This window comes from Mycobacterium sp. GA-2829, from assembly GCF_001499965.1.
GTDB lineage: Bacteria > Actinomycetota > Actinomycetes > Mycobacteriales > Mycobacteriaceae > Mycobacterium.
In genome coordinates this window covers 69,451-90,745 of the sequence record NZ_LQIT01000002.1, presented here as the reverse complement: position 1 = coordinate 90,745, position 21,295 = coordinate 69,451, and the positions used below count along the sequence as shown (strand labels likewise).

The following is a 21,295-nucleotide window of genomic DNA, read 5'->3' as shown; positions in this document are numbered from 1 at the left end:
GCCCCGGAGTTCTCAGGTGATTCCTAACGTGGCCGAACAGAGTAGCGGCGATCCGGTGGTAACTTCGGAAACGACACGGCTGGCCGTCGTGCCATGTCGCCGTAGAGCAGAGGTGGTTCGATGTCCGAACCCGTCACCGCAGTGATCATCGTGGTGTTGCTCGGCCTCTGGCATCTCCACAACCGCAGGCATCCCGGATGGCGCGTCAGCGCCGAGGGCCGATTCTTCGTCCTCTCCGGCTACCCCGCACTGATCATCGCGGTCTACTGGCTCGGCACCGCCCCCAGCGGCACCGCCTGGGAATGGGTCGTCGGCAATGCGTGGACCGTCGTTGCGATGGTGTCGTTCGTCTACGGGTTCAACGCGCTCAACGCCGTGCCCGCGCGTCAGCAGTCCATGTCGCACGCCCTGGAGTCGCTGACCTCAGAAGCGAAACTCCGCCGGTAACCGCTCGGCGCGGCCGAGCATCCAGGCGATCGCCGCGGCGCACCGCTGCGCGGCCTCCCCGTCCCCGAACGGGTTACCCCTGGCCACCATCGCCGCCCGCTCGTCGGGATCGTCGAGTAGTCGGCACGCATGGGCGAGCACCGCGTCACGGTCCGTGCCGACGAGCACCGCACATCCGGCGTGCACCGCCTCCATCCGTTCCGTGACCTCGCGCAGGACGATCACCGGGACGCCGAAGCTGGGCGCCTCCTCCTGGATGCCGCCGGAGTCCGACAGCACCAGGGTGGCCGCCGCCAGCGTCGCGACGAGCACCGGATACGCGAGGGGTTCAGTGACCAGCACCCGCGGATGGGCCCCGAGCGCGGCCCGAACCTGTTGCGCCACCGCGGGATTCGGGTGCGCAGGCAGCACCACCTCGACGTCGGAGTACTTGTCGAGCAGCAGCAGCACCGCGCTGAGCACCCGGTCGAGCGGCTCACCCCAGGATTCGCGACGGTGCGCGGTCACCAGCACCAACCTGCTGGCACCCGACCGCGCCCGCGCGACGAAACCGGACACCCGCGGATCGCCGATCGGTTCCCCGCGCGCAGCGATCCCGAGCACCGCGTCGATCACGGTGTTGCCGGTGACCACGATGTGGTCGGGCTGGGCGCCCTCCCGTTCGAGGTTGGCCCGCGCCTCGGCGGTGGGCGCCAGATGCAACCGACTGATCTGCCCGACGAGTCGGCGGTTGCCCTCCTCGGGGAACGGCGCCGACAGATCATGGCTGCGCAGACCCGCCTCCACATGGGCGATCGGCAGCTGCGCCCAGAACGCCACCATCGCCGCGGCCAGCACGGTGGTCGTATCGCCCTGCACCACCACCGCATCGGGTGGCGTTCGCGCCCAGTGCGTTTCGAGTCTCGCGGTGAGCGCGGCCATGAGTTCGGCCTGACCGCCGCTGCCACGGTCGATGCGCAGCGTGACGTCGGGTTCGAGCCCGAACGCGGCGAGCGCCTGATGAACCATCGTCGGATGCTGCCCGCTGGCGACGAACACCGGCGTCATGCCCTGCGCCCGTAGTGCGGGCACCAGCGGCGCCAGTTTGATGGCCTCGGGGCGGGTTCCTGCTACCAGGTGAACTTCGGTCACGCGCCCACTATGCCGGATGCAGTGAAGTGTTGTAAATTCGCTTAGCAAAGTTGACCGCGATTGCGGACGACATTCTCACGAGCTGGCCACGACGACTCGAAAGCGCAGGTGTACACGATGTTCGCGTATGTCCTGCTCGTGTTGTCAACCGTTTCGTACGCAGCTGGGCTGATCCTGCAAAGTTCGGCTGCTCGCCGCGTTTGCGATAGCAATGCCGTTTCTGGTCTGGTCACGCGACTGCTCAGCGACCCCCGCTACGCGGCCGGCTTCGCCGCGCAGGTCGCCGGCTTCTTGTTCGCCTTCTACGCTCGCGGCACGCTGCCGGTGTACCTCGTACAGGCGGCCGCCTGTGCGGCCGTCGGGGTTGCGGCCGTACTGGGCGCCACCCTCTTCGGCTGGCCGGTCACCCGACGCGAGATGGCCGTCCTCGCCACCCTGACCGTCGCGCTGGCACTGCTCGCCGGCGCCGCCGAACCGTCCCGCATCACGTCCGTCCCGCCGGTGACCGGCTGGGTCCTGAGCGTGCTGCTGCTGGCCTGCGTCGCGCTGGCGCCGACCGCGTGGCGGATGCGCGGAGCGGTACCACTGGCCGGCCTGGCCGGGGCCGCGTTCGCGGTCCTGGCCGTCGCAAGCCGTCCGCTGCCATCGCTCGAGTGGACGGCCCTGCCGCTGAGCCCACTGACCTGGCTGACACTGGCGGCGGCCGGGGTGGGCCAATTCCTGCTCGCCGCGGCACTGCAGCGGGGATCGACGACGGCGGCCGGTTCGGCGATGGACGCCGTCACGATGGTGGTCGCATCCGTCGCGGGCATTGCCCTGGTCGGTGACCAGATCGCCCCGGGCCGCGCATCGTGGTTCGGCGCAGGTCTGGTCCTCATCGTCGGCGGCGTGCTGGCCATGGCCCGGGTCGGCACCGTCGTCACCACCACCGCACCCTCCGACCAACCGATCGCCCAGGGGAACGCCCGATGACCAAATCGCCCGCAGTCGCCAGTGTCTCGTTCGATCTCGACAACGTGTGGTCGTTCCTCAAGACCCACGGCGACCCGGACTGGGAATCGCGGCCGAGTTATCTCCCGGTGGCGACACCACGGATCGTCGACTTCCTCGGCGAAGCCGGCTTGCGGTCAACGGTTTTCGTGATCGGCGCGGACGCCGACCGCGACGACGGGGCCGCGGCGGTGCGCGCGTTCGCCGCTGCCGGGCACGAGATCGGCAACCACTCCTACGAACACGAGCCGTGGCTGCAGCGCTACCACGTCGACGACCTCGCCGCCGAGATCGATCGCACCCACGCCGCGATCATCGCGGCGGGCGCGCCGGCGCCGACGGGGTTCCGCGGCCCCGGCTACAGCACCAGTCCCACCCTCGAACGGCTCCTCGTCGACCGCGGATACACCTACGACGCCAGCACCTTCCCCACGTGGATCGGACCGCTGGCCCGGGCGCACCACTTCCGCACCACCCGGCTGACCGCCGAGCAGCGCAAGGAGCGTGCGCACCTGTTCGGCGGAGTGCGGCAGGCGGCGCTGCCGCTGCGCGCGCACCGGACGGCCACCGGGATCGCCGAACTGCCGGTGACCACGATGCCGCTGCTGCGGATCCCCATTCACGGCTCCTATCTTCTTCAGCTGCACTCCATCTCACCGAGCGTCGCCCGCGGGTACCTCCGTACCGCGGTGCGGTTGTGCGTGCTGCGCGGGATCGGGTTGACGATGCTGCTGCACCCCACCGACCTGCTGGACCGCCGCGACGCCCCGGCCCTGGACTTCTTCCCGGGCATGTCGGTACCCGCCCGCGAGAAGTACGCGTTCATGCAGTGGGTGATCGCGACGATGCAGCGCCATTTCACGGTGTTGGGCACCGGCGAACACATTGTCCACACACTCGGAGCCGGGAGCCGCCGTGCGTCCGCGGCATGACACCGGCCGACGGCGAGCGGCCGCGGTGCTCGTCACCGCCGTGGTCGCGCTCGCGCTGACGGTCGTCGGCGTACAGGCCGCCCACAGCGCACCGCCGGACGAAACCGCCGCGCTACAGGCACGACTCGACGGGCTCCGGCCCGGCGACACCCTCCGTCTCGAGCCGCGCACGTACTTCCACGCCGCTGTCCTCCGCATCACGGTGCCCGGTGTCCGCATCGACGGCGACGGCGCGACTCTCGCTGCGACGAACGCCGAGACATCGGCGGTGCAGATCGATGCACCCGGGGTGTCATTGGCCGACCTCACGCTGAGCGCCCCCACCGACGGGCCGCGCGGCGGCGACCTCGACGAGCACAAACTCGTGGTGGCGGGCGACGGGGTCACCCTCACCGACGTGACGGTCGACGGTTCGGCGGCCGCGGGGGTGTTCGTCGACGGCGCCCACGACTTCCGGCTCACCGGCGTGACCGTCCGCGACACCCTCGCCGACGGCATCCACATGACCAACGGCGCGTCCGACGGCGTCGTCGACCGGCCGCGCACCGAACGCACCGGCGACGATGGCGTCGCCGTGGTGTCCTACGGCACCGAGAACCCGTGCCGCGGGATCACCGTCACCGGGGCAGTCGTCGAGGGGACCCGGTGGGGCCGCGGCATCTCCGTGGTCGGCGGACGCGATGTGACGGTCCGCGACATCGCGGTGGCGCGGACCAGCGGAGCCGGTGTGTACATCGCCTCCGAGGGCCCCCCGTACTTCACCGGCTCGGTCACCGGCGTGCGGGTATCCGGCGGCACGATCGCCGGGGCCAACACCGATCCGGCGGTCGTGCACGGTGCGGTGATGGTCTACGCCGGCCGGGCCGGGCAGTCGGTGACCGACGTCGCGATCTCCGACCTGACGGTCACCGCGACCGCGCCGACCGCGCAACGCAACGTCGCCGTGGTGGCCGGTCCCGGCCGCATCGACGGTATCCGACTCGACCGAATCCAACTGCGCGACAGCGATCTCCAGCCGCTGCTCGTCAAGGCCCCCGCCGGATCCGTCCAGACTTCCGACTTCACCGCCGATGGCAGACCGGTCGACGTCCGTTGACCGGCCGACTCAGAGGAGCACCGTGACACAAACATTCACCGTCGTGCACGTGACCGAGTCGTTCGCCAGCGGCACCGCCGCAGCGATCCGCGACTACGTGCGCAACTATCCCTCGGCCCAGCACCGGCTGGTCTACGCGCGTCGCGCCGAAGCGTCGGTCAGCCCAGCGGAATTCGTCGGCTTCGCCGAGGTCGCCGAACTGCCCGACGGTCATCTCGCCCGCCTGCGGTTCCTCCGCCGGTACGCCGCGAGCGTGCCCGGACCGGTCGTCGTGCACACCCACTCCAGCAAGGGTGGCGTGTACGCCCGTGTCGCGCTGCGCCGGTCGGCCGCCCGCCCCATCGTGTACTCACCGCACTGCTACGCGTTCGAACGCCGCGACGTCGGATGGCCGGTGCGCGCGGCGTTCCGAGCCGCCGAGTGGCTGCTGTCGTTCAACACCAGCAGCTACGCCGTCTGCTCACCGCGGGAGGCGGCGTTGTCGCGGTGGCCGGTGACGCGGCCCCGGGTGGTGACGGTGCCGAACGTGGCCGGGCCGGTCTCGGTCGCCTCGAGCGGTGATCCGGCGGCGGGGTTGCTCATCGTGGGCAACGGCAGGCTCGGGCCGCAGAAGGATCCGTATTTCTTCGCCGACGCGGTGGTACACGCCAGGATCACCCATCCGGACCTGCGCGCGCTGTGGGTCGGTGACGGCGACGCCGACTGCGTGCGCTACCTGGCCGAGCGCGACATCGAGGTCACCGGGTGGCTGCCGAGGTCGCAGGCGCTGGCCGAACTCGCCCGCGGCGACGTGTACCTGCACACCGCAGCATGGGAGGGGCTGCCGATCTCGATCCTCGAGGCGAACGCCGCAGGACTGCCGGTCGTGGCCCGCACCCGCCCCTACCTCCACGGTCTGTCGCTGCCGCTGACCATCGACGCCCCTTACGATCTCGGCGGTGTGCTGTCGGGGCTGGGCACCGGCCACGCGCGCGCCGCCGCCCGTGACGCCACAAGGGTCGCGTTCGCCGACAACTGCGACGGCAGCCAGCAGGTCGCGCTCAAGGAGCTCTACGGCCCCTATGCGGGAGGCCGCCGATGACCGCGGTGCACGTCAACGGGAAGTGGTTGGCGCAGCCGCTGACCGGCACGCAGCGCTATGCCACCGAGATGGTGCGCGGGCTGGTGACCTCCGGTGCGGTGGACGTGGTGCTGCACCTGCCCAAGGGGGTCGACGCGCCCGAGTGGGCGACCGGGCGTCCGCGGGTGGAGTTCCGGCACGCACCGGTGGGCGGTGTGGTGTTCGAACAGTTGTACCTGCCGCTGGCCACGGCGGGCCGGCTGCTGCTCAACTTCGCCGGTCCCGCACCGCTTCTCAAGCGGTGCCAGCTGGTCACCATGCACGACGCGACCGCGTTCCGGTATCCGCGCACCTTCCGCCCCGTCTTCGTCGCGTTCTACTTCGTGATGTACCTGCTGCTCGCCCGCACGGCCCGTCAGGTCGTCACCGTCTCGGAGTTCAGCGCGGGTGAGCTGGCCGCGGTGCTGCACGTCGACCGGCGTCGGTTCCTCGTGATTCCCTGCGCTGCAGACGGGTTGGCAAACATCGTAACGGTGCGGCCCGACCTCGACGTCGACGGCGACCAGTACCTCGTCGTGGGCACCCTCGCCCGGCACAAGAACCTCACCGGTACGGTGGCGGCGCTGACCGCATCCGGGCGGCGCGTGGTCGTGGTCGGGGCGGCCGGTGGCGACCGCGTGTTCTCCGCGATCTCCGAACTGGGTCCGGCGGCGACGGTGGCCGGCCGGCTGACCGATGCCGAACTCGCGTGGCTGTACCGCAATTCGCGGGCGCTGGTGTTCCCGTCGAGATACGAGGGTTTCGGGCTACCCCTGTTGGAGGCCCAGGTGCTGGGTTGCCCGGTGATCAGCTCCTCGGCCGCGTCGCTACCCGAGGTCGGTGGCCAGGGCGCCCTCTATTTCGACCCGGACGACACGAACGATCTGCTGGTGCGGCTCGACGAGGTGGAGACGCAACCGGATATTGTTCAGCGGCTGCGCGAGCGGGGGCATGACAACGCCCGGCGCTTCTCCTGGCAGGCGTCCGCCGATGCGCTGCTGGCCTGGCTCGGTGTGGAATCTGTTGTGGCGCTGCACCGCTGACGGCGGCGCCGTCACATCACGGTCGCCGGAACCCGTGCGCTGAGGGCGTCACCGACCCGGGCATCGCGGAGGGCCCGGTGCATCCAGATCGCGATGCCCACCAACACCACCATCGCGGGGAACGCGCGGCCCTGGGTCCAGTGCATGTAGCGCGGCAGTTCGAGCAGGCCGACGAAGAGCACCGGGTACAGGAGCAGACCCGCGGGGCGGCCCTCGCGGAAAGCACGGTAGAGCAGACCGGCGACCACCCCGACGATCAGGAAGTACACCAGCCCGCCTGCGGGGCCGTAGTCGAGGAACGGGACGGCGTAACCGGAGGAGTTGTTGAACTCGAGATTGCCGTAGTGCTGCAGGACGAACCCGTAATCGGCGTCCTGTACGGGCCCGTTGCGCCCGGGAAACCGGCCCGCGAGCTGGTCGTAAAGACCGATATTGCGCACACCCGGTGCGTCCCACAGGAATTGCAGCGTCGTGAGCGGCCTGCGCGTCGGCACGTTGAGGTGCGTGTACTCGAGGTAGCCGTTGTTGAGTGCCGTCGCGTAGTACCCGGCCACGCGTTCGGTGGAGAACTGCCAGAAACTCTGCCCGGTCGAGCGGAAGAACTCCCAGCTGCGGAAGTACTCGAAGACCGAGAAGAACAGCAGCACCGCGGGAATCGCGAACAGCGGAAGGTAACGCAGTGGCCGCAGCCAGCGCGGTGACTGCGCGGCCCGGAAGCAGACGAGCACCGCGATCGGCACCACCAGCTCCAGGATGGCCAGCCGCTCGGTGAAGATGTAGGCCCGCGGGACGGCCGCCCCCAGCACGACCAGCAGCTTGGCCAGCTCCGCGCGGTCGAAGCGCTGTGCCAGAACGACGGTCGAGACGATCACCGACGCGATGCCGAACTGCGTCATCGTGGTGACGCCGGGCACGGTGCCGACCGCTTCCTTGATCGGCGTCGCACCGTCGTATCCGGCCGCACCGGCCAGATCCGACCACCCGATACCGGCGCGCAGGATGAGGTATCCGAAGCCCGCGTAGCCGACCATCGTCAGGGCGACGAGCGCGGTACTGATCCGCTGCAGGCCCGACATCACCGAATCAGGCAGATCGGGCCACGGTCCCGCGGGGGCGCGGGTGGGTCGGATCGCTCCGACGAGCAGCGCACCGAGCGCCATGGCCAGTGCTCCGCAGAACATCAGCAGCAGCATCGATTCGGTGATCGATTTCGGCGTCTTCCACAGCGTGCGGAAGCGCTCGTCACTCACCACCGCGGTCAGGGTGATCGCGATGGCCGCCACCGTGAGCGTGACACCGGCCGGCGACAGCCACCACAGCCGGCCGTTCCTCAATGCGCGGCCACCGGGTGCGGCGCGGACCCATTCCGCTCGGGATCCCCGACCGTGGCGGATTCCGCCTCCGGTGAGACGGGCTCGAGACCATCGCCGCCTGCGCGCGATGACCGTGCCGCCCACCACGGTTGGAAAGTGAGGACCGCCTTCACCCCACCCGGATGAGTCCGCGCCGCGGCCACCACCGCGGACAGGGAATCCACCGTGTCGACGTTGAGCCGGGCGACCAGGACCACCTCGGTCGCGGCGGCGATCTCGGCCGTCGTGGACGCCGATTCGCCGAGGGCCCCGGCGTCGACGATCACGATGCCGTCGTCGCCGTGTGCCTCGGCGGCCGCATCCCGGAGGAGCGCCGCGACCTGCGCGCTGCCCGATCTCGCGGATGCGCCGACGACGACGATGCGCGCATCGGCGGGCGCGGCGCACTGCGCGAAGAGCGTTCGGGCAAGATGCATTCGCGCGGTCTGCGACTCCGCATCGGTGCGGCGCAGCCGTGCCAGACCGACCTCCGGGGCGATGACGCCCTGCAGCGCAGCCGGATCCACTGCGTCGACGACGTCGAAGGCGGACCGCACCCTGCCGCTGCGACTGCGGTGACCGGTCAGCACCGCCAGCGCCAGCACACCGCCGAGAAGCCCACCGAATACCGCGCCGAACGGCCAGTGGGTGTCGGAGTGCTCATCGGCACTGGGCGGTGCCAGGACGTCGAGACCGCCCGGCCGCGTCGCCTGCAGTTCGATGTTCGCGCGGAGCGCGGCGATCTGGCCGCGGCGCCCGGGGTCGCGCGCGGCCTCGGCGGTCCACCGTTTGAACGCCTCGGACACGCTCGCGAGTTGTTCGTCGACGCGGGAGCGCAGACCGGTCGCGTACAGGTCGATCGCGGACCGGACGATGCGCGTCGCCTCGGCCGGCGTCGCGCCGGTCGCCATCAAGGTGACCACCGGGGACGTGGCGTTCTGGGTGACGGTGAAGTCCACGGGACCTGATTTGCGGAGCCGGGTGGCGAGCGCCTGGGCGAACCCCTGGCCCGACAGGTAGGCCACCTCCCCGGTCACGTAATCGGCTGCGCTGGTGGCCGATTGGTCGGCCGATGCGCCGGTGGCCATGGCCATGAGATCGACGGGCGGTGCCAGGCGGATCTGGGCGCTGGCGGTCGGCGCCTCGTCCTGCGGGTGGTACAGCGCGGTGCCGAGCGCGGCGCCGACGGCAACGCCGACGAGTGCGACCACGGTCATGGTGACCAGCCACGCGTTGGCCGAACTCCTCGTCACTGCCGCCAGCGCTGAGGGCTTCGTGGCCGGATGTGTGTCGCGCAAGGGTGGTACCCCCTTCGGGTCGCGGCGTGCCGCCATCGCAGCGTGGCGTTGCTGAATATGTTCCGGCATACTAACTCATATCTGGAACGACGCGCCATCCGGGCTTTGTGCGGCCAATCGAGCGACGTAGATGCCCTTCTTTGACCCGGCAACCTACTGGACAGAGAATCTCAGCGCGAAGTCTTCACGATTTGCCATGCTTCCCAAGGCCACATCCGTGCACCCGCCGCCGTCCCCACGGTGGTCCGCGTGCACCACCACTGGGCGACCGCGATCGCGGTCACCGACAACGCCGACACCACCGCCAGGGCGAACGGTCCACCCCAGACAGCCGCGACGACCGCCGCCGGGACGGTCACCGCCAGCACCGCCACCGCGGTACGGGCAGCCTCGGCGATGTGTCCGCTGACGATGAGCAGCGTGACGTTCACACCGAGCGCCGTCTTGGCCAGTCCCCCCGCTGCCATGATCACCAGCAGCGGCCCGGCCGCCCGCAGGGAATCGCCATAGGCGAGGGCGAGCAGGGTCGGTCCGGCCACCGCGAGGACCACGACGACTGTGGCGGTCACCGCGGTGCTCAGCGTTGCGACCGCCGACAGCGTGCGGACCACCTCGTCACGCGCACCTGCCGCCCACATCCGCGCCGCGGGCGGCGTCACCGCCAGCGCGGCAAGGCTTTCCAGGACTGTCACCTGTAGTGCCAGCGTGGCGGCCGCCGAGTACTGCGCCGCCGCACCGGGGGCGAACACGATGGCGGCAAGCCACACCGTGCCGGACAGTGCGAGGAACGCTGTGAGATCGAGCGTGAACAGCTTGGCGCCTGCGCCTATCGCCCCGCGCAACGGGACACCGCCTCGGGCGAGAGTCAGGTGGCTTCGCGCGCCGGCCAGTGCGACACCCAACTGCAGGCACGCCACGACCGTGTAGACCCCCGTCACCTCGAGCAGAGTCGGCGCGGGCACCGCGAAGGCGACCATCCCGACCAAGGGCAGCACCAGCATGCTCCGCACGTGATGGGTGGTGGCCACCGAAGCGCGGACTCGGCCGGTGGCCGCGAACACATCGCTGAGGGTGAGCCGAACGGATTCGGCGACGATCGCGGTCGCAGCGAGCGTCAGCACGGCCACATAGTGCGCCTGGCCGCGCAGCGACCAGGTGGCGATCACGGCGACGACGGGTGCGCTCACCGTCGACAGCAGTGCGGTGGCCCCGAGGTGAGACGAGGCGATCGCGCGTCGGCGGACGGGATGCCCTTCGGCGGCCATCAGGCGAATCACGTTCGGCCCCAAACCGAGTCGTCCCATCAGCGGGCCGATCGACAACGCGGCGAGGATGGCGAAGAACGCCGCCGCGTCCCTCGCGTCGAGAGCCCGATAGGCGATCACCGTCAGCACCAGCGTCGACAGCAGACCACCGGCGGCGGCCGCGGTCCGCCATCCGAAGCTGCGCCGCAGTTCCGAGTGCGCGGCGCGGTCCTGCGAGGTCGCAGGCGTCATGACTCCGTGCCCAGCCAGCCCCTCAGCTGACCGGTCAGGAAGGCCAGATCCGCGCGGGCGAGGACGGGTTCGCGGCGTGCGGCGTGTACCGCCGCCCCGACCAGTTTGCGGGCGGAGTAGTAGGCCAACCGGTGCGGCGCCAATCGGTGCCTGCGCCACAGATGGCCGTTGCCCACGCCGTACTTGCGCATCTTCTCGATGAACTCCGCGGTCGGCTCGTCGCGGTGGTCGTCCTGGTAGATGTGCAGGTCCGGCCGGTAGAAGAGGGTGTGTCCGGCTGCGATGACGCGGAGCAGCAGGTCGGACTCCTCTCCCGCGCCGCGGCGGCCCGCCGACCCGGTGCCGATGGATTCGTCGAACGGCGCCGCCGACGGTAACGCACTGCGGCGCAGGAACACCGTCGAGCAGATCGAGGTGTGCATGAAGTTGCGCCTGCTGATCACCGCCGACCGGTCGAGCCACCGCAACATCGACGGACGGCCGTCCTCGGTGATCTGGATACCGCCCACACCGGCCCACTCGGGGTGTTCGGCGAGGATCTCGACGACCGTGCGCAGGGTTCGCGGCGGGTACCAGCAGTTGTCGTCCGGGTAGCCCACGATCGGCGCGGTGGCCAGCGGCGTCCCGGCGTTGCGGCCGGCCGATGCGCCCCTGCCGCTGGTCGTGACGTGGACAGGGCCGGGCAGGTCCAGCGTGCGAAGCAGCTGCGCGCACGACTGCCCGGCACTCTGGTCGACGAGCACGAACTCGATGCGCTCGGCCATCTCGCTCTCGGCGACCGATGTCGCGAGGCGCCGCAGCGCATCCGGCCGCCCCACGGTGGTGCAGACCAGCGAGAGCGCCGGACGACCGGACGCAGCGGCAAATCCGTCGATGTTGTCCTCGCTGGGCGGGGTCACTGCCCGGCTTCCGGGGTTCGCTGGCGATTCGTGCGCACGGGAGATGACGTCCTTCTGAGGTGGGTGGGTCACGTCGATGCCGTAGCTTACTGCACTTTTGAGGTGCTGCGACATCCGACGGCCCACCCGTTCGCGAAGCAGGCCCGCCGACGTCGCCGCACACCGCACCGAGCCGGGGGTGCCCGCTGGCAGGCATTGCCACAGTTCGCGCCCGCGAATCGTTTCGCTATGGTGGTCGGACGATCCGTGTGGACGGAAGGAGACCACGTGGCGGGGCGTTCATCCCGGCCCACCGCCGGCCGCGGTGTCGCGATGGCACTCACCGCGGGTGCGGCCATCGTGCTCACCGTCTTCAACGCCCTCAAGGTGTGGTCGGAGCGGACCCGGTGGGACGCACAGGCGCCGTGCCCGACACCGGGATGCCGGGACGCCGCGATGGTCGATTTCCGCGACACCATCTGGCTGCCGACGAAATGGCTTCTCGCAGGCGGCGATCCGTACGACGGCGCGGCCTACGCCGCTCAGTTCCCGTTCGCCCAGGACTTTCCGACCTACGCACCCGGTCATCTCGCGTTGTGGCTGCCGTTCGGCGCGCTGCCGTGGCAGATGGCGGTGACCCTCGCGGTCGTGGTGAACGTCGCGGTCGTCGTCGCGGTCGGCGCATGGGCGGGCGCCCGCTGTCTGCAGCAGTGGCGGGTCCCCGCGCCCGTCGACCGCGCCGAGCGGCTCACCGCGGCCGCGGCCGGGGTCACGGTGCTGTGGCTGGCACGCACCGTCGCCGACGCCGTCGGCTACGGGCAGCCCTCGGTGCTCTACGGACTGCTCGCCGCCCCCGCGCTGCTGACCAGGCGGCCGTCCGTGGCGGTGCTGTGTACGGCGGTCACGTGTCTCAAACCGCACATCGGGTTGTTCGTCGTCATCATCTTGCTCGCTCAGAAGCGCTGGCGTACAGCCGCTTTCGGCGCCACGTTGGCGGGCGGCGTCTCGCTCGCCGTCGCGGTGTGGGCCGCGGGTGGACCGTCCGGACTGATCCCGTGGTTGCATACCCTCGCGGGCAATGCCGGTGGGTCGTCCGCGCGTCGCGCCGTCGAGTATCTCGGGGAGCGGATCGACGTCGTCGGCAGCGCACTGGACCACGGGCTATCGGTGGGCGGGTGGGCGACGGTGGCCGGTCTGGCGGCCGGTGTGATCGCGATGGTCGTCGCGGTCCGCGCGGCCGAGCGCCTCGGCCTGCCGCTCATCGGTGTGGTGTTGGCGTTGAGCATCGCGCTGCTGGCCTTCTACCACATCAGCTACGACGCGATGTGGCTCCTGGCACCCACCGCGCTGGCCGGCACGACCGTGTGCAGGGCCGGTGATCGCGACGTCCGCCGCGCGATGCTTCCGGGCCTTGCCGCGCTCGGCATCGCGGCCTTCGCGGCGCGCTGGCATCCCATCGACGTCGTGGTGGGGCCCGGGACGACGATCGCGGTGATGCGCATCCTGCTGCTCCTCGGGACCGCCGCGCTGGCGTTCGGACTCTGGCGGATCGGCCGGAGACCACCGGATCTAGGCTCGACCGAGTGGACACCGAGAACCCGCGCCCGCTGGACGTCGCGACACTTCGTGAGTCGCTGACGACGCCGTGGCGTCGCCTCGACGTCGTCGACGAAACAGGGTCGACCAACGCCGATCTCCTGGCCCGCGCGGCGGCCGGGGAGGACATCGCCGGGTCCGTCCTGATCACCGATTACCAGAGCGCCGGACGCGGTAGGCACGGGCGGCGGTGGACCGCGCCCCCCGGCTCCCAACTCGCGATGTCCGTGGCGGTCGACACCGCCGGTGTCCCGCCGGATGCCTGGGGGTGGCTGCCGCTGCTCACCGGGGTCGCCGTCCGGGACGCCGTGTCCGAGGTGTCGGGCGTCGAGGCGGGACTCAAGTGGCCGAACGACGTCCTCGTCGGCGAGGGCAAACTGGCGGGGATCCTCGCCGAAGTCGCGGCGCCGCAGTCGGTGGTGGTCGTCGGCGTCGGGCTCAACGTCACCCTGAGCGCCGCTGATGCACCTGACACCAGGGCGACGTCGTTACGCATGCTCGGCGCCCGCAACGTCGACCGCAATGCGCTCGCCGCGGCGCTGCTGCGACACCTCGGCGAACGCATCGCCCGCTGGGGCGCCGCCCGCGGCGCCGACGCGGAACTGATCGCCGACTACCGCCGTCACAGCCTCACACTCGGCCGGGACGTCACCGCCACCCTGCCCGGGGACCGGCAGCTGCGGGGCACCGCCACCGACATCGATGAGCTCGGCCGCTTGACCATCCGGTCCGGAGCCCACACCGTGACCGTCGCCGCAGGCGACATCACCCACCTGCGCCCCGACCGCCCGAACTGACCCGCACCGCTCGTCCACTTTGCTGCGTTCGCGAACATCTGCGCGCGGCCGGACGAGCCGTCGCCCTGCCCGTCGCATCGAGCAGGCGCGAGCGCCACACCCGTCACAGCTTTGTCATGAACCGATGCTGTGATCGCACTTCGACGACACGTAATCAAGTCGGCGCACGTGCCGCCCGCCCACGAAATTGACGCCGATGCCGGACGTCGGCAATCGCGCCGATGCCTGCATACGCACTGAAACCACAGATCAGGGCGCTTCGCATCTACCCACCGCGTTCCGACGCAAACCTAGATGACCGCATGTTGTGACGTACGTCTCTTCATTGTGCGAATGCCGTTAGCGTGGTGTAGTTATTAGCTGTATTCGCACGAGCGAACACAAAATGGACAGCAACACCCGGTCGACGTCGTCTGGCACCGCCACGAGAGCGCGTGTCTGTGACGTTGACGTGGGCCGCACCGCTGAGCGTCGATGCGTTGCCACGGACGTATCGGCCGGCGGCCCACCGACACCGCGCACGAGCACACCGACCGCCGAACTCAACCGCTCCGCCACCCGCACAGTGGCACCAGAACCCCGAAGGATCGCCATGACCGACACGCTCGTCCGGGACCACGTCGACACCGCAGTGCGCCACAAGCAGGTGCACATCGTGCTGCCGGCGTACAACGAGGAGGGATCCCTGCGCCCCCTCCTCGAACGCATCGACCGCCTCGCCGCGACCCAACCGCTCACCGTCTGGGTCATCGACGACGGTTCGGCGGACGGCACCGCCGCCGTCGCGGCCGACGGACCCGAGAGCCTGACGGTGAACGTCGTCAGCCACGAGGTCAATCTCGGTCTGGGCCAAGCGATTCAGACCGGGCTGCGGTCCGTGTTGGCGACCGCATCCGACGACGACGTCCTCGTGGTGATGGACGCCGACGACACCCACGACCCCACGCTGGTGACCGCGCTGGTCCGTGAGATCGACAACGGCGCCGACATCGCGATCTGCTCCCGCTTCACCGACGGCGGCGACGACACCACGGCCCCGCCGTTGCGCCGGGTGATGTCCCGAGGGGCGGCGCACATGTTCCGCACGGTCGCCAAAATCGACGGGGTCCGCGACTTCACCAGCGGTTACCGCGCCTACCGCGTCTCGCTGCTGCGCAGGGCGACCGGTCACTGGGGTGAGCGCCTCGTCGTCGAACAGGGCTTCGCCTGCATGGTCGAACTGCTGCTCAAACTGCGGCACTGCAATCCGCGCATCGCCGAGGTGCCGCTGGTCCTGCAGTACGACCGCAAACAGGGCGCGAGCAAGCTGAAGTTGGCCCGCACTCTCCGGCAGTACTTCAAACTGCTTGTCCGCGAATCGTTCACGCCCGCGCCCTACCGGCAGGTCTAGATGTCCACACCGGCCGGACAACGACCCGTCGTCGTCATCGGCGGCGGCATCTCGGGCCTCACGGCGGCCTATCGACTCAGCCGCGCCGCGGTCCCCGTGCGCCTCGTCGAGAGCGCCGACCGGCTCGGCGGACTGGGCATGGGTGGCGAGATCGGCGGCATCGAGATCGAGCGGTTCTACCACTGTGTGATGCCGACCGACGAACATCTGCTGCCCCTGCTCGACGAACTCGGGCTCGGCGACACCATCCGCTGGCAGCAGACCACGATGGGCATGAATATCGACGGTCGTCGCTTCGCGTTCAACAGCGCGGTGGACCTCCTGCGCTTCAGCCCGCTGCGGTTGAGCCACCGGATCCGGTTCGGCGCCGTGTCACTGCTGTTGCGCAGGCTCGGCCGCGGCAAGGATCTCGACAACACCAGGACCGAGGACTGGCTGCGTGGCGTCTACGGCGACACCGTGTGGCAGCGGCTGCTCAAACCATTGTTCGGCGCGAAGTTCGGCGACGCGTTCGGCGAGGTCCCCGCCCGCTACCTCTACCAGCGGTTGGGCCGGGAGAGCAACGTCGCGACCAGGGGTTACCCCGCGGGCACCTACACGGTGATCGTCGACCGGCTGCGGACGGCGATCGAATCCACCAAGGGCCGAATCGATCTGGGTGTCAGTGTGCGGGAGGTATCGACCGACGGACACGGCGTGACGGTCCGGCTGGCGACCGGCGAGGAGATCGCCGCGCAGTCGGTCGTGTCCACGGTGCCGATACCGTTGTTGCGCACGCTCGCCGACGAACCGCTGCGGGCGCAGCTGCCGCAGGTGCGACTGGACTACCAGGGTGTGGTGAACGCGGTCTTCCTCCTGGACCGGCCACTCGACGGTCACTACTGGGCGCCGGTCATCAACTGCGGCACCGATTTCGACGGTGTCGTGGAGATGTCGGCACTCACCGGCACCGAGCGTTACGGCGGCCGATCGCTGGTGTACGTCATGCACTACTGCGGCCGGGATTCGGCGTTGTTCGCCGAACCGGACGCCGATATCGCACGGCGCTGGTCGGCCCAGCTGCGTGCGCTCTACCCCGACCGACTGGGCACCATCGAGGACGTCCGGATCTTCAAAGCGCCGTTCGTCGAACCGATCCCGACGCTGGGCTACCACGCTCGGATGCCCGCGGTCCGCGTCGGCAGTACCAACGTGTTCCTGGCCACCACCGCCCAGATCTATCCCGACGTCACGAGCTGGAACTCATCGGTCGGTCTCGCCGAACAGGTCGTGCGCGAGGTGCTCGACAGCCGTGGAGCCTTCGACCGGACGGTGGTCAATGCCTGACCACAGCGTCACGGTGCGCACCGCCGAGATCCTCAGCGTGTCCGGCGGCACCGCGCTCGCCGTCGCGGTGAGCACCGATGTCGCCGTACACCATCAGACGTGGGTGCGCGTCGTGTTCGGTGTCGGCATGGTGGCGGCGTGGGCGGTTCTGCTGGCGGCGCAGAAGTCCGCGGACGCCAAGGTGCTCGGCCGCGGTTTCGAGGAGTTCAAGCGGCTGCTGGTGGCCACCGGCAAGCTACTCGGCCTGGTCGCCGTGGTCCTGCTGGTGACCGGAAGCCCGCTCCCCCGCCAGACCCTGCTGATCGCGATCGCGGCGGGCCTCGGCGGATGTGTGCTGGCACATCTGGTCTGCACCGTCGTCCTCGTCCGGCAACGCACCCGCCCGGACGGGCCCCGCACCCGGCTGCTGCTGGCAGGCACCCGCGCCGAGGCAGACCGGGTCGCGGCCGCCGTGGCCGGCGATGCGCGGGCGGGTTACGAGGTGGTGGCCTTCCACGGCCTCGGTGCCCGCTCGAGCGAATTGGTCGGCGCCACAGGTGGTTCCGATCTGCTCGGCGACCGCAGCGAGGAGCCCGTTGTGGACACCGCCGAGATCACCGAACTCGCGCGCGTCAACCAAGCCGAAGCGGTGGTTATCACGTCCGCGGACCGGTTGAGCGACGAATGTCTACGCGATCTGCGGTGGGCGCTGCACCCCTACGGGATCGACCTGATGGTGGTCCCCGGCGTGGCGGCGATCGCCCAGCCCAAACTGAGTCTGGAACGGCTGAGCGGACTTTCGCTGCTGCGGGTCGACGAACCGGGCTACTCGTCGGTGTCCGCGTTGGGCAAGGCGTTGTTCGACCGCATCCTGTCCGCGGTGTTGCTCATCGTGAGCGCGCCGCTCTTCGCGGTCATCGCCGTGCTGGTCAAAGTCGAGGACGGCGGCCCGGTGTTCTACCGACCCACCCGTGTCGGCAGGCACGGAAAACCGTTCCGCATGTGGAAGTTCCGGTCCATGCACCCCGACGCCGACTCCCGTCTCGCCGAGGTGCGCACACAGTCCGGCAAGGACGGGGCGTTCTACAAATGGGAGCGCGACCCCCGGATCACCCGGATCGGCAGGGTGTTGCGCCGCACCAGCCTCGACGAACTGCCCCAGCTGATCAACGTCCTCACCGGTGATATGAGCCTGATCGGGCCGCGGCCGATGGTCGACGGGGAGGGGGCCGAGTTCCCCGGCTTCGTCCAGCGCAGGCTGCTGGTGAAACCGGGGATGACCGGGCTGTGGCAGGTCTCGGGCCGATCCGACATCAGCGAACAGGACCGGGTCCGGCTCGACCTGTACTACGTCGAGAACTGGTCAGTGGACCAGGATCTGCGGATCCTCGCGAGGACAGCGGTCACCGTGGCCCGCGGCCACGGCGCCTACTGACCGCCGGTGTGCCTCAGCGCAACAGCGCGCGCGACATCACCATCCGCTGAATCTGGTTGGTACCCTCGTAGATCTGGGTGATCTTGGCGTCGCGCATGAACCGCTCGACCGGGAAGTCGGCCGTGTAGCCCGCGCCGCCGAACAGCTGCACGGCGTCGGTGGTCACCTCCATCGCGACGTCGGAGGCGAAGCACTTGCTCGCCGCCGAGATGAATCCGAGGTTGCCCTCGCCGCGTTCGGCGCGCGCTGCGGCCGAGTAGACCATCAGCCGGGCGGCCTCCACCTTCATCGCCATGTCGGCGAGCATGAACTGCACACCCTGGAAGTCGCTGATCGACTTACCGAACTGCTTGCGGTCCTTGGTATATGCGATGGCGGCGTCCACCGCACCCTGCGCGATGCCGACGGCCTGGGCGCCGATGGTCGGCCGGGTGTGGTCGAGCGTCGCGAGCGCGGTCTTGAAGCCGGTGCCCGGCTCGCCGACGATGCGGTCACCGGGGATGCGGCAGTTCTCGAAGTACAGCTCGGTGGTCGGTGATCCCTTGATGCCGAGCTTGCGCTCCTTGGGCCCGATGGTGAAACCCTCGTCGTCGATGTGCACCATGAACGCCGAGATGCCGTTGGCGCCCTTGTCGGGATCGGTCACCGCCATGACGGTGTACCAGGACGACTTGCCGCCGTTGGTGATCCAGGCCTTGGCGCCGTTGAGGATCCAGTCGTCGCCGTCGGCCTTGGCGCGGGTGCGCATGGAGGCCGCATCGCTGCCGGCCTCGCGCTCGGAGAGTGCGTACGAGGCCAACTTGCCGTCGACCAGGTCGGGCAGCACCTTCTGCTTGAGCTCGTCGGAGCCGCGCAGGATCAGCCCCATCGTGCCGAGCTTGTTCACGGCCGGGATCAGCGACGCCGAGGCGTCGACCCGGGCTACTTCCTCGATCACGATGCACGCCGCCACCGAATCGGCGCCCTGACCGCCGTACTCCTCGGGCACGTGCACCGCGTTGAAGCCCGAATTGTTGAGCGCCTGCAGGGCTTCCTCAGGGAAGCGCATCTGCTCGTCGACCTCGGCCGCGTGCGGCGCGATCTCCTTCTCGGCGAGGGCGCGGATCGCCGCGCGCAGTTCCTCGTGCTCCTCGGGCAACTGGAACACGTCGAACGACGGGTTTCCGGTCCATCCAGCCATGTGGGCCTCCTTGCTACTCGCCGGTAACTTTACCTGCGGTCACTCCCCACCGAGTATCCGGTTCCGCAGTGCTTCATCCTTCTCCAGCACCATTCGTTCGAGGTCTTCCTGGAAGCGGGTCATCCGGTCCCGCAGTGCGGAATCGGCGGCCCCGAGGATGCGCACCGCGAGCAGCCCGGCGTTGCGCGCACCGCCGATCGACACCGTGGCCACCGGCACCCCGGCGGGCATCTGCACGATCGACAGCAGCGAGTCCATCCCGTCCAGCCGCGCCAGAGGCACCGGCACGCCGATCACCGGCAGCGGTGTGGCCGCGGCGACCATCCCCGGCAGGTGGGCCGCTCCGCCCGCCCCGGCGATGACCACTCCGATACCGCGGTCGGCGGCGGTGCGGGCGTAGTCGAGCATCCGGCCGGGGGTGCGGTGCGCCGAGACGACGCCGACCTCGAACGGCACCTCGAACTCGGCGAGCGCCTCGGCGGCGGCCTCCATCACCGACCAGTCGCTGTCGCTGCCCATGATGAGCCCGACGCGCGGAGCAGGTGCGTTCACCTCGTGATCCCTTCCGGAAAGTTCACATCTCGGACATCGGCACCGTGCGGATCCCAGCCGTCGGTCCACTCCGCGTGGGACAACCAGTGCGCGGCGCGTTCGGCGCGCTCACGCAATGTTGCGATGTCGTCGCCGGTGAGGTTGACGTGGCCGATCTTGCGGCCGGGCCGCTCCCCCTTGCCGTACAGGTGCACCTTCGCGTCGGGCATCCGAGCGAACAGGTGGTGCACGCGTTCGTCCATCGACATCGCGGGGGTCTGCGGCGCACCGAGCACGTTGGCCATCACGGTGGCCGGCGCCAGCAGCGCGGTATCGCCGAGCGGGTAGTCGAGCACCGCGCGCACGTGCTGTTCGAACTGGCTGGTGACCGATCCGTCCATACTCCAGTGGCCGGAGTTGTGCGGGCGCATCGCAAGCTCGTTGACGAGCAGCCTGCCGTCGGCGGTCTCGAAGAGTTCGACCGCGAGCAACCCGACGACGCCGAGTTCGGCGGCCAGCCGCAACGCCAGCTCCTGTGCGCTCGACCGGAGGTCGTCGGACAGTTCGGGGGCGGGCGCGAGCACGGTCACGCAGATCCCGTCGCGCTGCACGGTCTCGACCACCGGCCAGGCCGCACCCTGTCCGAACGGCGACCGTGCGACCAGTGCGGCCAGTTCGCGGCGCATCTCGACGCGTTCCTCCGCCAGGATCGGCACGCCGTCGGCGAGGTAGCGGGCGGCCGCCTCGCGCGCCTCGTCGACGTTCGCGGCCAGCACCACACCGCGGCCGTCGTATCCGCCGCGGATCGTCTTGAGCACGACCGGTCCGCCGACCTCGGCGGAGAAGGCGACGACGTCCTCGACGCTGCCGACGGCGGTGTACCGCGGGATCGGCGCTCCCATCGCGTCGAGCCTGCGCCGCATCACCAACTTGTCCTGGGCGTGCACCAGCGCCTCCGGCGGTGGCGCGACGTTGACCCCCTCGGCCTGCAGGGTCTCCAGCATCTCGGTGGGCACGTGTTCGTGGTCGAAGGTGAGCACCGTCGCGCCCGCGGCCGCCCGCCGCAACGCGTCGAGGTCGGTATGGGACCCGAGCACCACATCGGGTGTCACCTGCGCGGCGGGCTCCTGCGGGTCGGTGGCCAGCACGCGCAGGGTCTGTCCCAGCGCGATCGCCGCCTGGTGGGTCATCCTGGCGAGTTGGCCGCCGCCGATCATGGCCACCACGGGCGGCGAGGGGGAAGAGGTGATACTCGGCACGCGCCTATGGTGTCATGACGCCGACCGGGCTCTTTGACCA

19 protein-coding genes are annotated in these 21,295 nt (G+C 69.9%); 11 read left to right on the top strand and 8 right to left on the bottom strand.

Going from position 1 to position 21,295, the window contains the following annotated elements:
- Positions 1–120: 120 nt before the first annotated feature.
- Positions 121–447, top strand: coding sequence for a hypothetical protein (locus AU194_RS02275; protein ID WP_059087600.1), 327 nt, complete (start codon positions 121–123; stop codon positions 445–447).
- Here AU194_RS02275 and wecB read toward each other — a convergent pair.
- Positions 424–1,578, bottom strand: coding sequence for a non-hydrolyzing UDP-N-acetylglucosamine 2-epimerase (wecB, locus tag AU194_RS02270; RefSeq protein ID WP_157575857.1), 1,155 nt, complete (start codon positions 1,576–1,578; stop codon positions 424–426). The genes AU194_RS02275 and wecB overlap by 24 nt on opposite strands.
- A gap of 291 nt (positions 1,579–1,869) precedes the next feature.
- Here wecB and AU194_RS02265 point away from each other — a divergent pair, with 291 nt between their 5' ends.
- Genes AU194_RS02265 through AU194_RS02245 form a run of 5 tightly spaced genes read left to right on the top strand, consistent with a single transcriptional unit; the run spans position 1,870 to position 6,738 of the window.
- Positions 1,870–2,550, top strand: a complete 681-nt coding sequence (locus AU194_RS02265; protein ID WP_231743126.1) for a hypothetical protein — start codon at positions 1,870–1,872, stop codon at positions 2,548–2,550.
- Positions 2,547–3,500, top strand: coding sequence for a polysaccharide deacetylase family protein (locus AU194_RS02260; protein ID WP_059087599.1), 954 nt, complete (start codon positions 2,547–2,549; stop codon positions 3,498–3,500). Before AU194_RS02265 ends, AU194_RS02260 begins: the two co-directional genes overlap by 4 nt.
- Positions 3,484–4,596 (top strand): right-handed parallel beta-helix repeat-containing protein, encoded by a 1,113-nt coding sequence (locus AU194_RS02255; protein WP_059087598.1) that lies wholly within the window; start codon positions 3,484–3,486, stop codon positions 4,594–4,596. The genes AU194_RS02260 and AU194_RS02255 overlap by 17 nt, the downstream gene beginning before the upstream one ends.
- A gap of 22 nt (positions 4,597–4,618) precedes the next feature.
- Positions 4,619–5,677, top strand: coding sequence for a glycosyltransferase (locus AU194_RS02250; RefSeq protein ID WP_059087597.1), 1,059 nt, complete (start codon positions 4,619–4,621; stop codon positions 5,675–5,677).
- On the top strand, positions 5,674–6,738 hold the full coding sequence (locus AU194_RS02245; protein WP_059087596.1) for a glycosyltransferase family 1 protein: 1,065 nt from the start codon (positions 5,674–5,676) through the stop codon (positions 6,736–6,738). The genes AU194_RS02250 and AU194_RS02245 overlap by 4 nt, the downstream gene beginning before the upstream one ends.
- Before the next feature lie 11 nt (positions 6,739–6,749).
- Here AU194_RS02245 and AU194_RS02240 read toward each other — a convergent pair whose 3' ends face one another.
- The 4 genes from AU194_RS02240 to AU194_RS02225 all read right to left on the bottom strand — a co-directional run bounded on the left by AU194_RS02240 (position 6,750) and on the right by AU194_RS02225 (position 11,855).
- A complete protein-coding gene (locus tag AU194_RS02240; protein ID WP_059087595.1) occupies positions 6,750–8,072 on the bottom strand; it encodes an O-antigen polymerase in 1,323 nt (440 codons plus the stop codon).
- Positions 8,069–9,343, bottom strand: coding sequence for a hypothetical protein (locus tag AU194_RS02235; protein ID WP_059087594.1), 1,275 nt, complete (start codon positions 9,341–9,343; stop codon positions 8,069–8,071). The genes AU194_RS02240 and AU194_RS02235 overlap by 4 nt, the downstream gene beginning before the upstream one ends.
- Positions 9,344–9,558: 215 nt before the next feature.
- Positions 9,559–10,884, bottom strand: coding sequence for a teichoic acid transporter (locus AU194_RS02230; protein ID WP_059087593.1), 1,326 nt, complete (start codon positions 10,882–10,884; stop codon positions 9,559–9,561).
- Positions 10,881–11,855, bottom strand: a complete 975-nt coding sequence (locus tag AU194_RS02225) for a glycosyltransferase family 2 protein (RefSeq protein ID WP_231743125.1) — start codon at positions 11,853–11,855, stop codon at positions 10,881–10,883. The genes AU194_RS02230 and AU194_RS02225 overlap by 4 nt, the downstream gene beginning before the upstream one ends.
- A 195-nt stretch (positions 11,856–12,050) precedes the next feature.
- Between AU194_RS02225 and AU194_RS02220 the strand changes: the two genes are divergently transcribed.
- From AU194_RS02220 to AU194_RS02200, 5 genes are all read left to right on the top strand, one after another.
- The gene (locus AU194_RS02220) at positions 12,051–13,400 is read left to right on the top strand and encodes a glycosyltransferase family 87 protein (RefSeq protein WP_231743124.1); all 1,350 of its coding nucleotides are present in this window, start codon (positions 12,051–12,053) and stop codon (positions 13,398–13,400) included.
- Positions 13,346–14,155: a biotin--[acetyl-CoA-carboxylase] ligase gene (locus AU194_RS02215; RefSeq protein ID WP_059087592.1), complete on the top strand. Its 810-nt coding sequence runs from the start codon at positions 13,346–13,348 to the stop codon at positions 14,153–14,155. The genes AU194_RS02220 and AU194_RS02215 overlap by 55 nt, the downstream gene beginning before the upstream one ends.
- 592 nt (positions 14,156–14,747) lie before the next feature.
- A complete protein-coding gene (locus AU194_RS02210; protein ID WP_059087591.1) occupies positions 14,748–15,545 on the top strand; it encodes a glycosyltransferase in 798 nt (265 codons plus the stop codon).
- Complete coding sequence (locus AU194_RS02205; RefSeq protein WP_059087590.1) at positions 15,546–16,871, top strand: FAD-dependent oxidoreductase; 1,326 nt, start codon at positions 15,546–15,548, stop codon at positions 16,869–16,871.
- The gene (locus tag AU194_RS02200; RefSeq protein ID WP_059087589.1) at positions 16,864–18,285 is read left to right on the top strand and encodes a sugar transferase; all 1,422 of its coding nucleotides are present in this window, start codon (positions 16,864–16,866) and stop codon (positions 18,283–18,285) included. Before AU194_RS02205 ends, AU194_RS02200 begins: the two co-directional genes overlap by 8 nt.
- Before the next feature lie 13 nt (positions 18,286–18,298).
- On the opposite strand, the gene AU194_RS02195 is transcribed toward AU194_RS02200, so the two are convergent.
- Genes AU194_RS02195 through AU194_RS02185 form a run of 3 tightly spaced genes read right to left on the bottom strand, consistent with a single transcriptional unit; the run spans position 18,299 to position 21,255 of the window.
- Positions 18,299–19,465 (bottom strand): acyl-CoA dehydrogenase, encoded by a 1,167-nt coding sequence (locus AU194_RS02195; protein WP_059087588.1) that lies wholly within the window; start codon positions 19,463–19,465, stop codon positions 18,299–18,301.
- Positions 19,466–19,504: 39 nt separating this feature from the next.
- Positions 19,505–20,017 (bottom strand): 5-(carboxyamino)imidazole ribonucleotide mutase, encoded by a 513-nt coding sequence (gene purE, locus AU194_RS02190; protein ID WP_255374821.1) that lies wholly within the window; start codon positions 20,015–20,017, stop codon positions 19,505–19,507.
- Positions 20,014–21,255, bottom strand: a complete 1,242-nt coding sequence (locus tag AU194_RS02185; protein ID WP_082698438.1) for a 5-(carboxyamino)imidazole ribonucleotide synthase — start codon at positions 21,253–21,255, stop codon at positions 20,014–20,016. Before AU194_RS02185 ends, purE begins: the two co-directional genes overlap by 4 nt.
- Positions 21,256–21,295 lie beyond the last annotated feature (40 nt).

What these genes read in the sequence shown, in the direction of transcription:
- AU194_RS02275 (WP_059087600.1), top strand. Translation starts at nt 121, where the DNA reads ATGTCCGAACCCGTCACCGCAGTGATCATCGTGGTGTTGCTCGGCCTC.
- AU194_RS02260 (WP_059087599.1), top strand. Translation starts at nt 2,547, where the DNA reads ATGACCAAATCGCCCGCAGTCGCCAGTGTCTCGTTCGATCTCGACAAC.
- AU194_RS02245 (WP_059087596.1), top strand. Translation starts at nt 5,674, where the DNA reads ATGACCGCGGTGCACGTCAACGGGAAGTGGTTGGCGCAGCCGCTGACC.
- AU194_RS02230 (WP_059087593.1), bottom strand. Translation starts at nt 10,884, where the DNA reads ATGACGCCTGCGACCTCGCAGGACCGCGCCGCGCACTCGGAACTGCGG.
- AU194_RS02210 (WP_059087591.1), top strand. Translation starts at nt 14,748, where the DNA reads ATGACCGACACGCTCGTCCGGGACCACGTCGACACCGCAGTGCGCCAC.
- AU194_RS02205 (WP_059087590.1), top strand. Translation starts at nt 15,546, where the DNA reads ATGTCCACACCGGCCGGACAACGACCCGTCGTCGTCATCGGCGGCGGC.
- AU194_RS02200 (WP_059087589.1), top strand. Translation starts at nt 16,864, where the DNA reads ATGCCTGACCACAGCGTCACGGTGCGCACCGCCGAGATCCTCAGCGTG.
- AU194_RS02195 (WP_059087588.1), bottom strand. Translation starts at nt 19,465, where the DNA reads ATGGCTGGATGGACCGGAAACCCGTCGTTCGACGTGTTCCAGTTGCCC.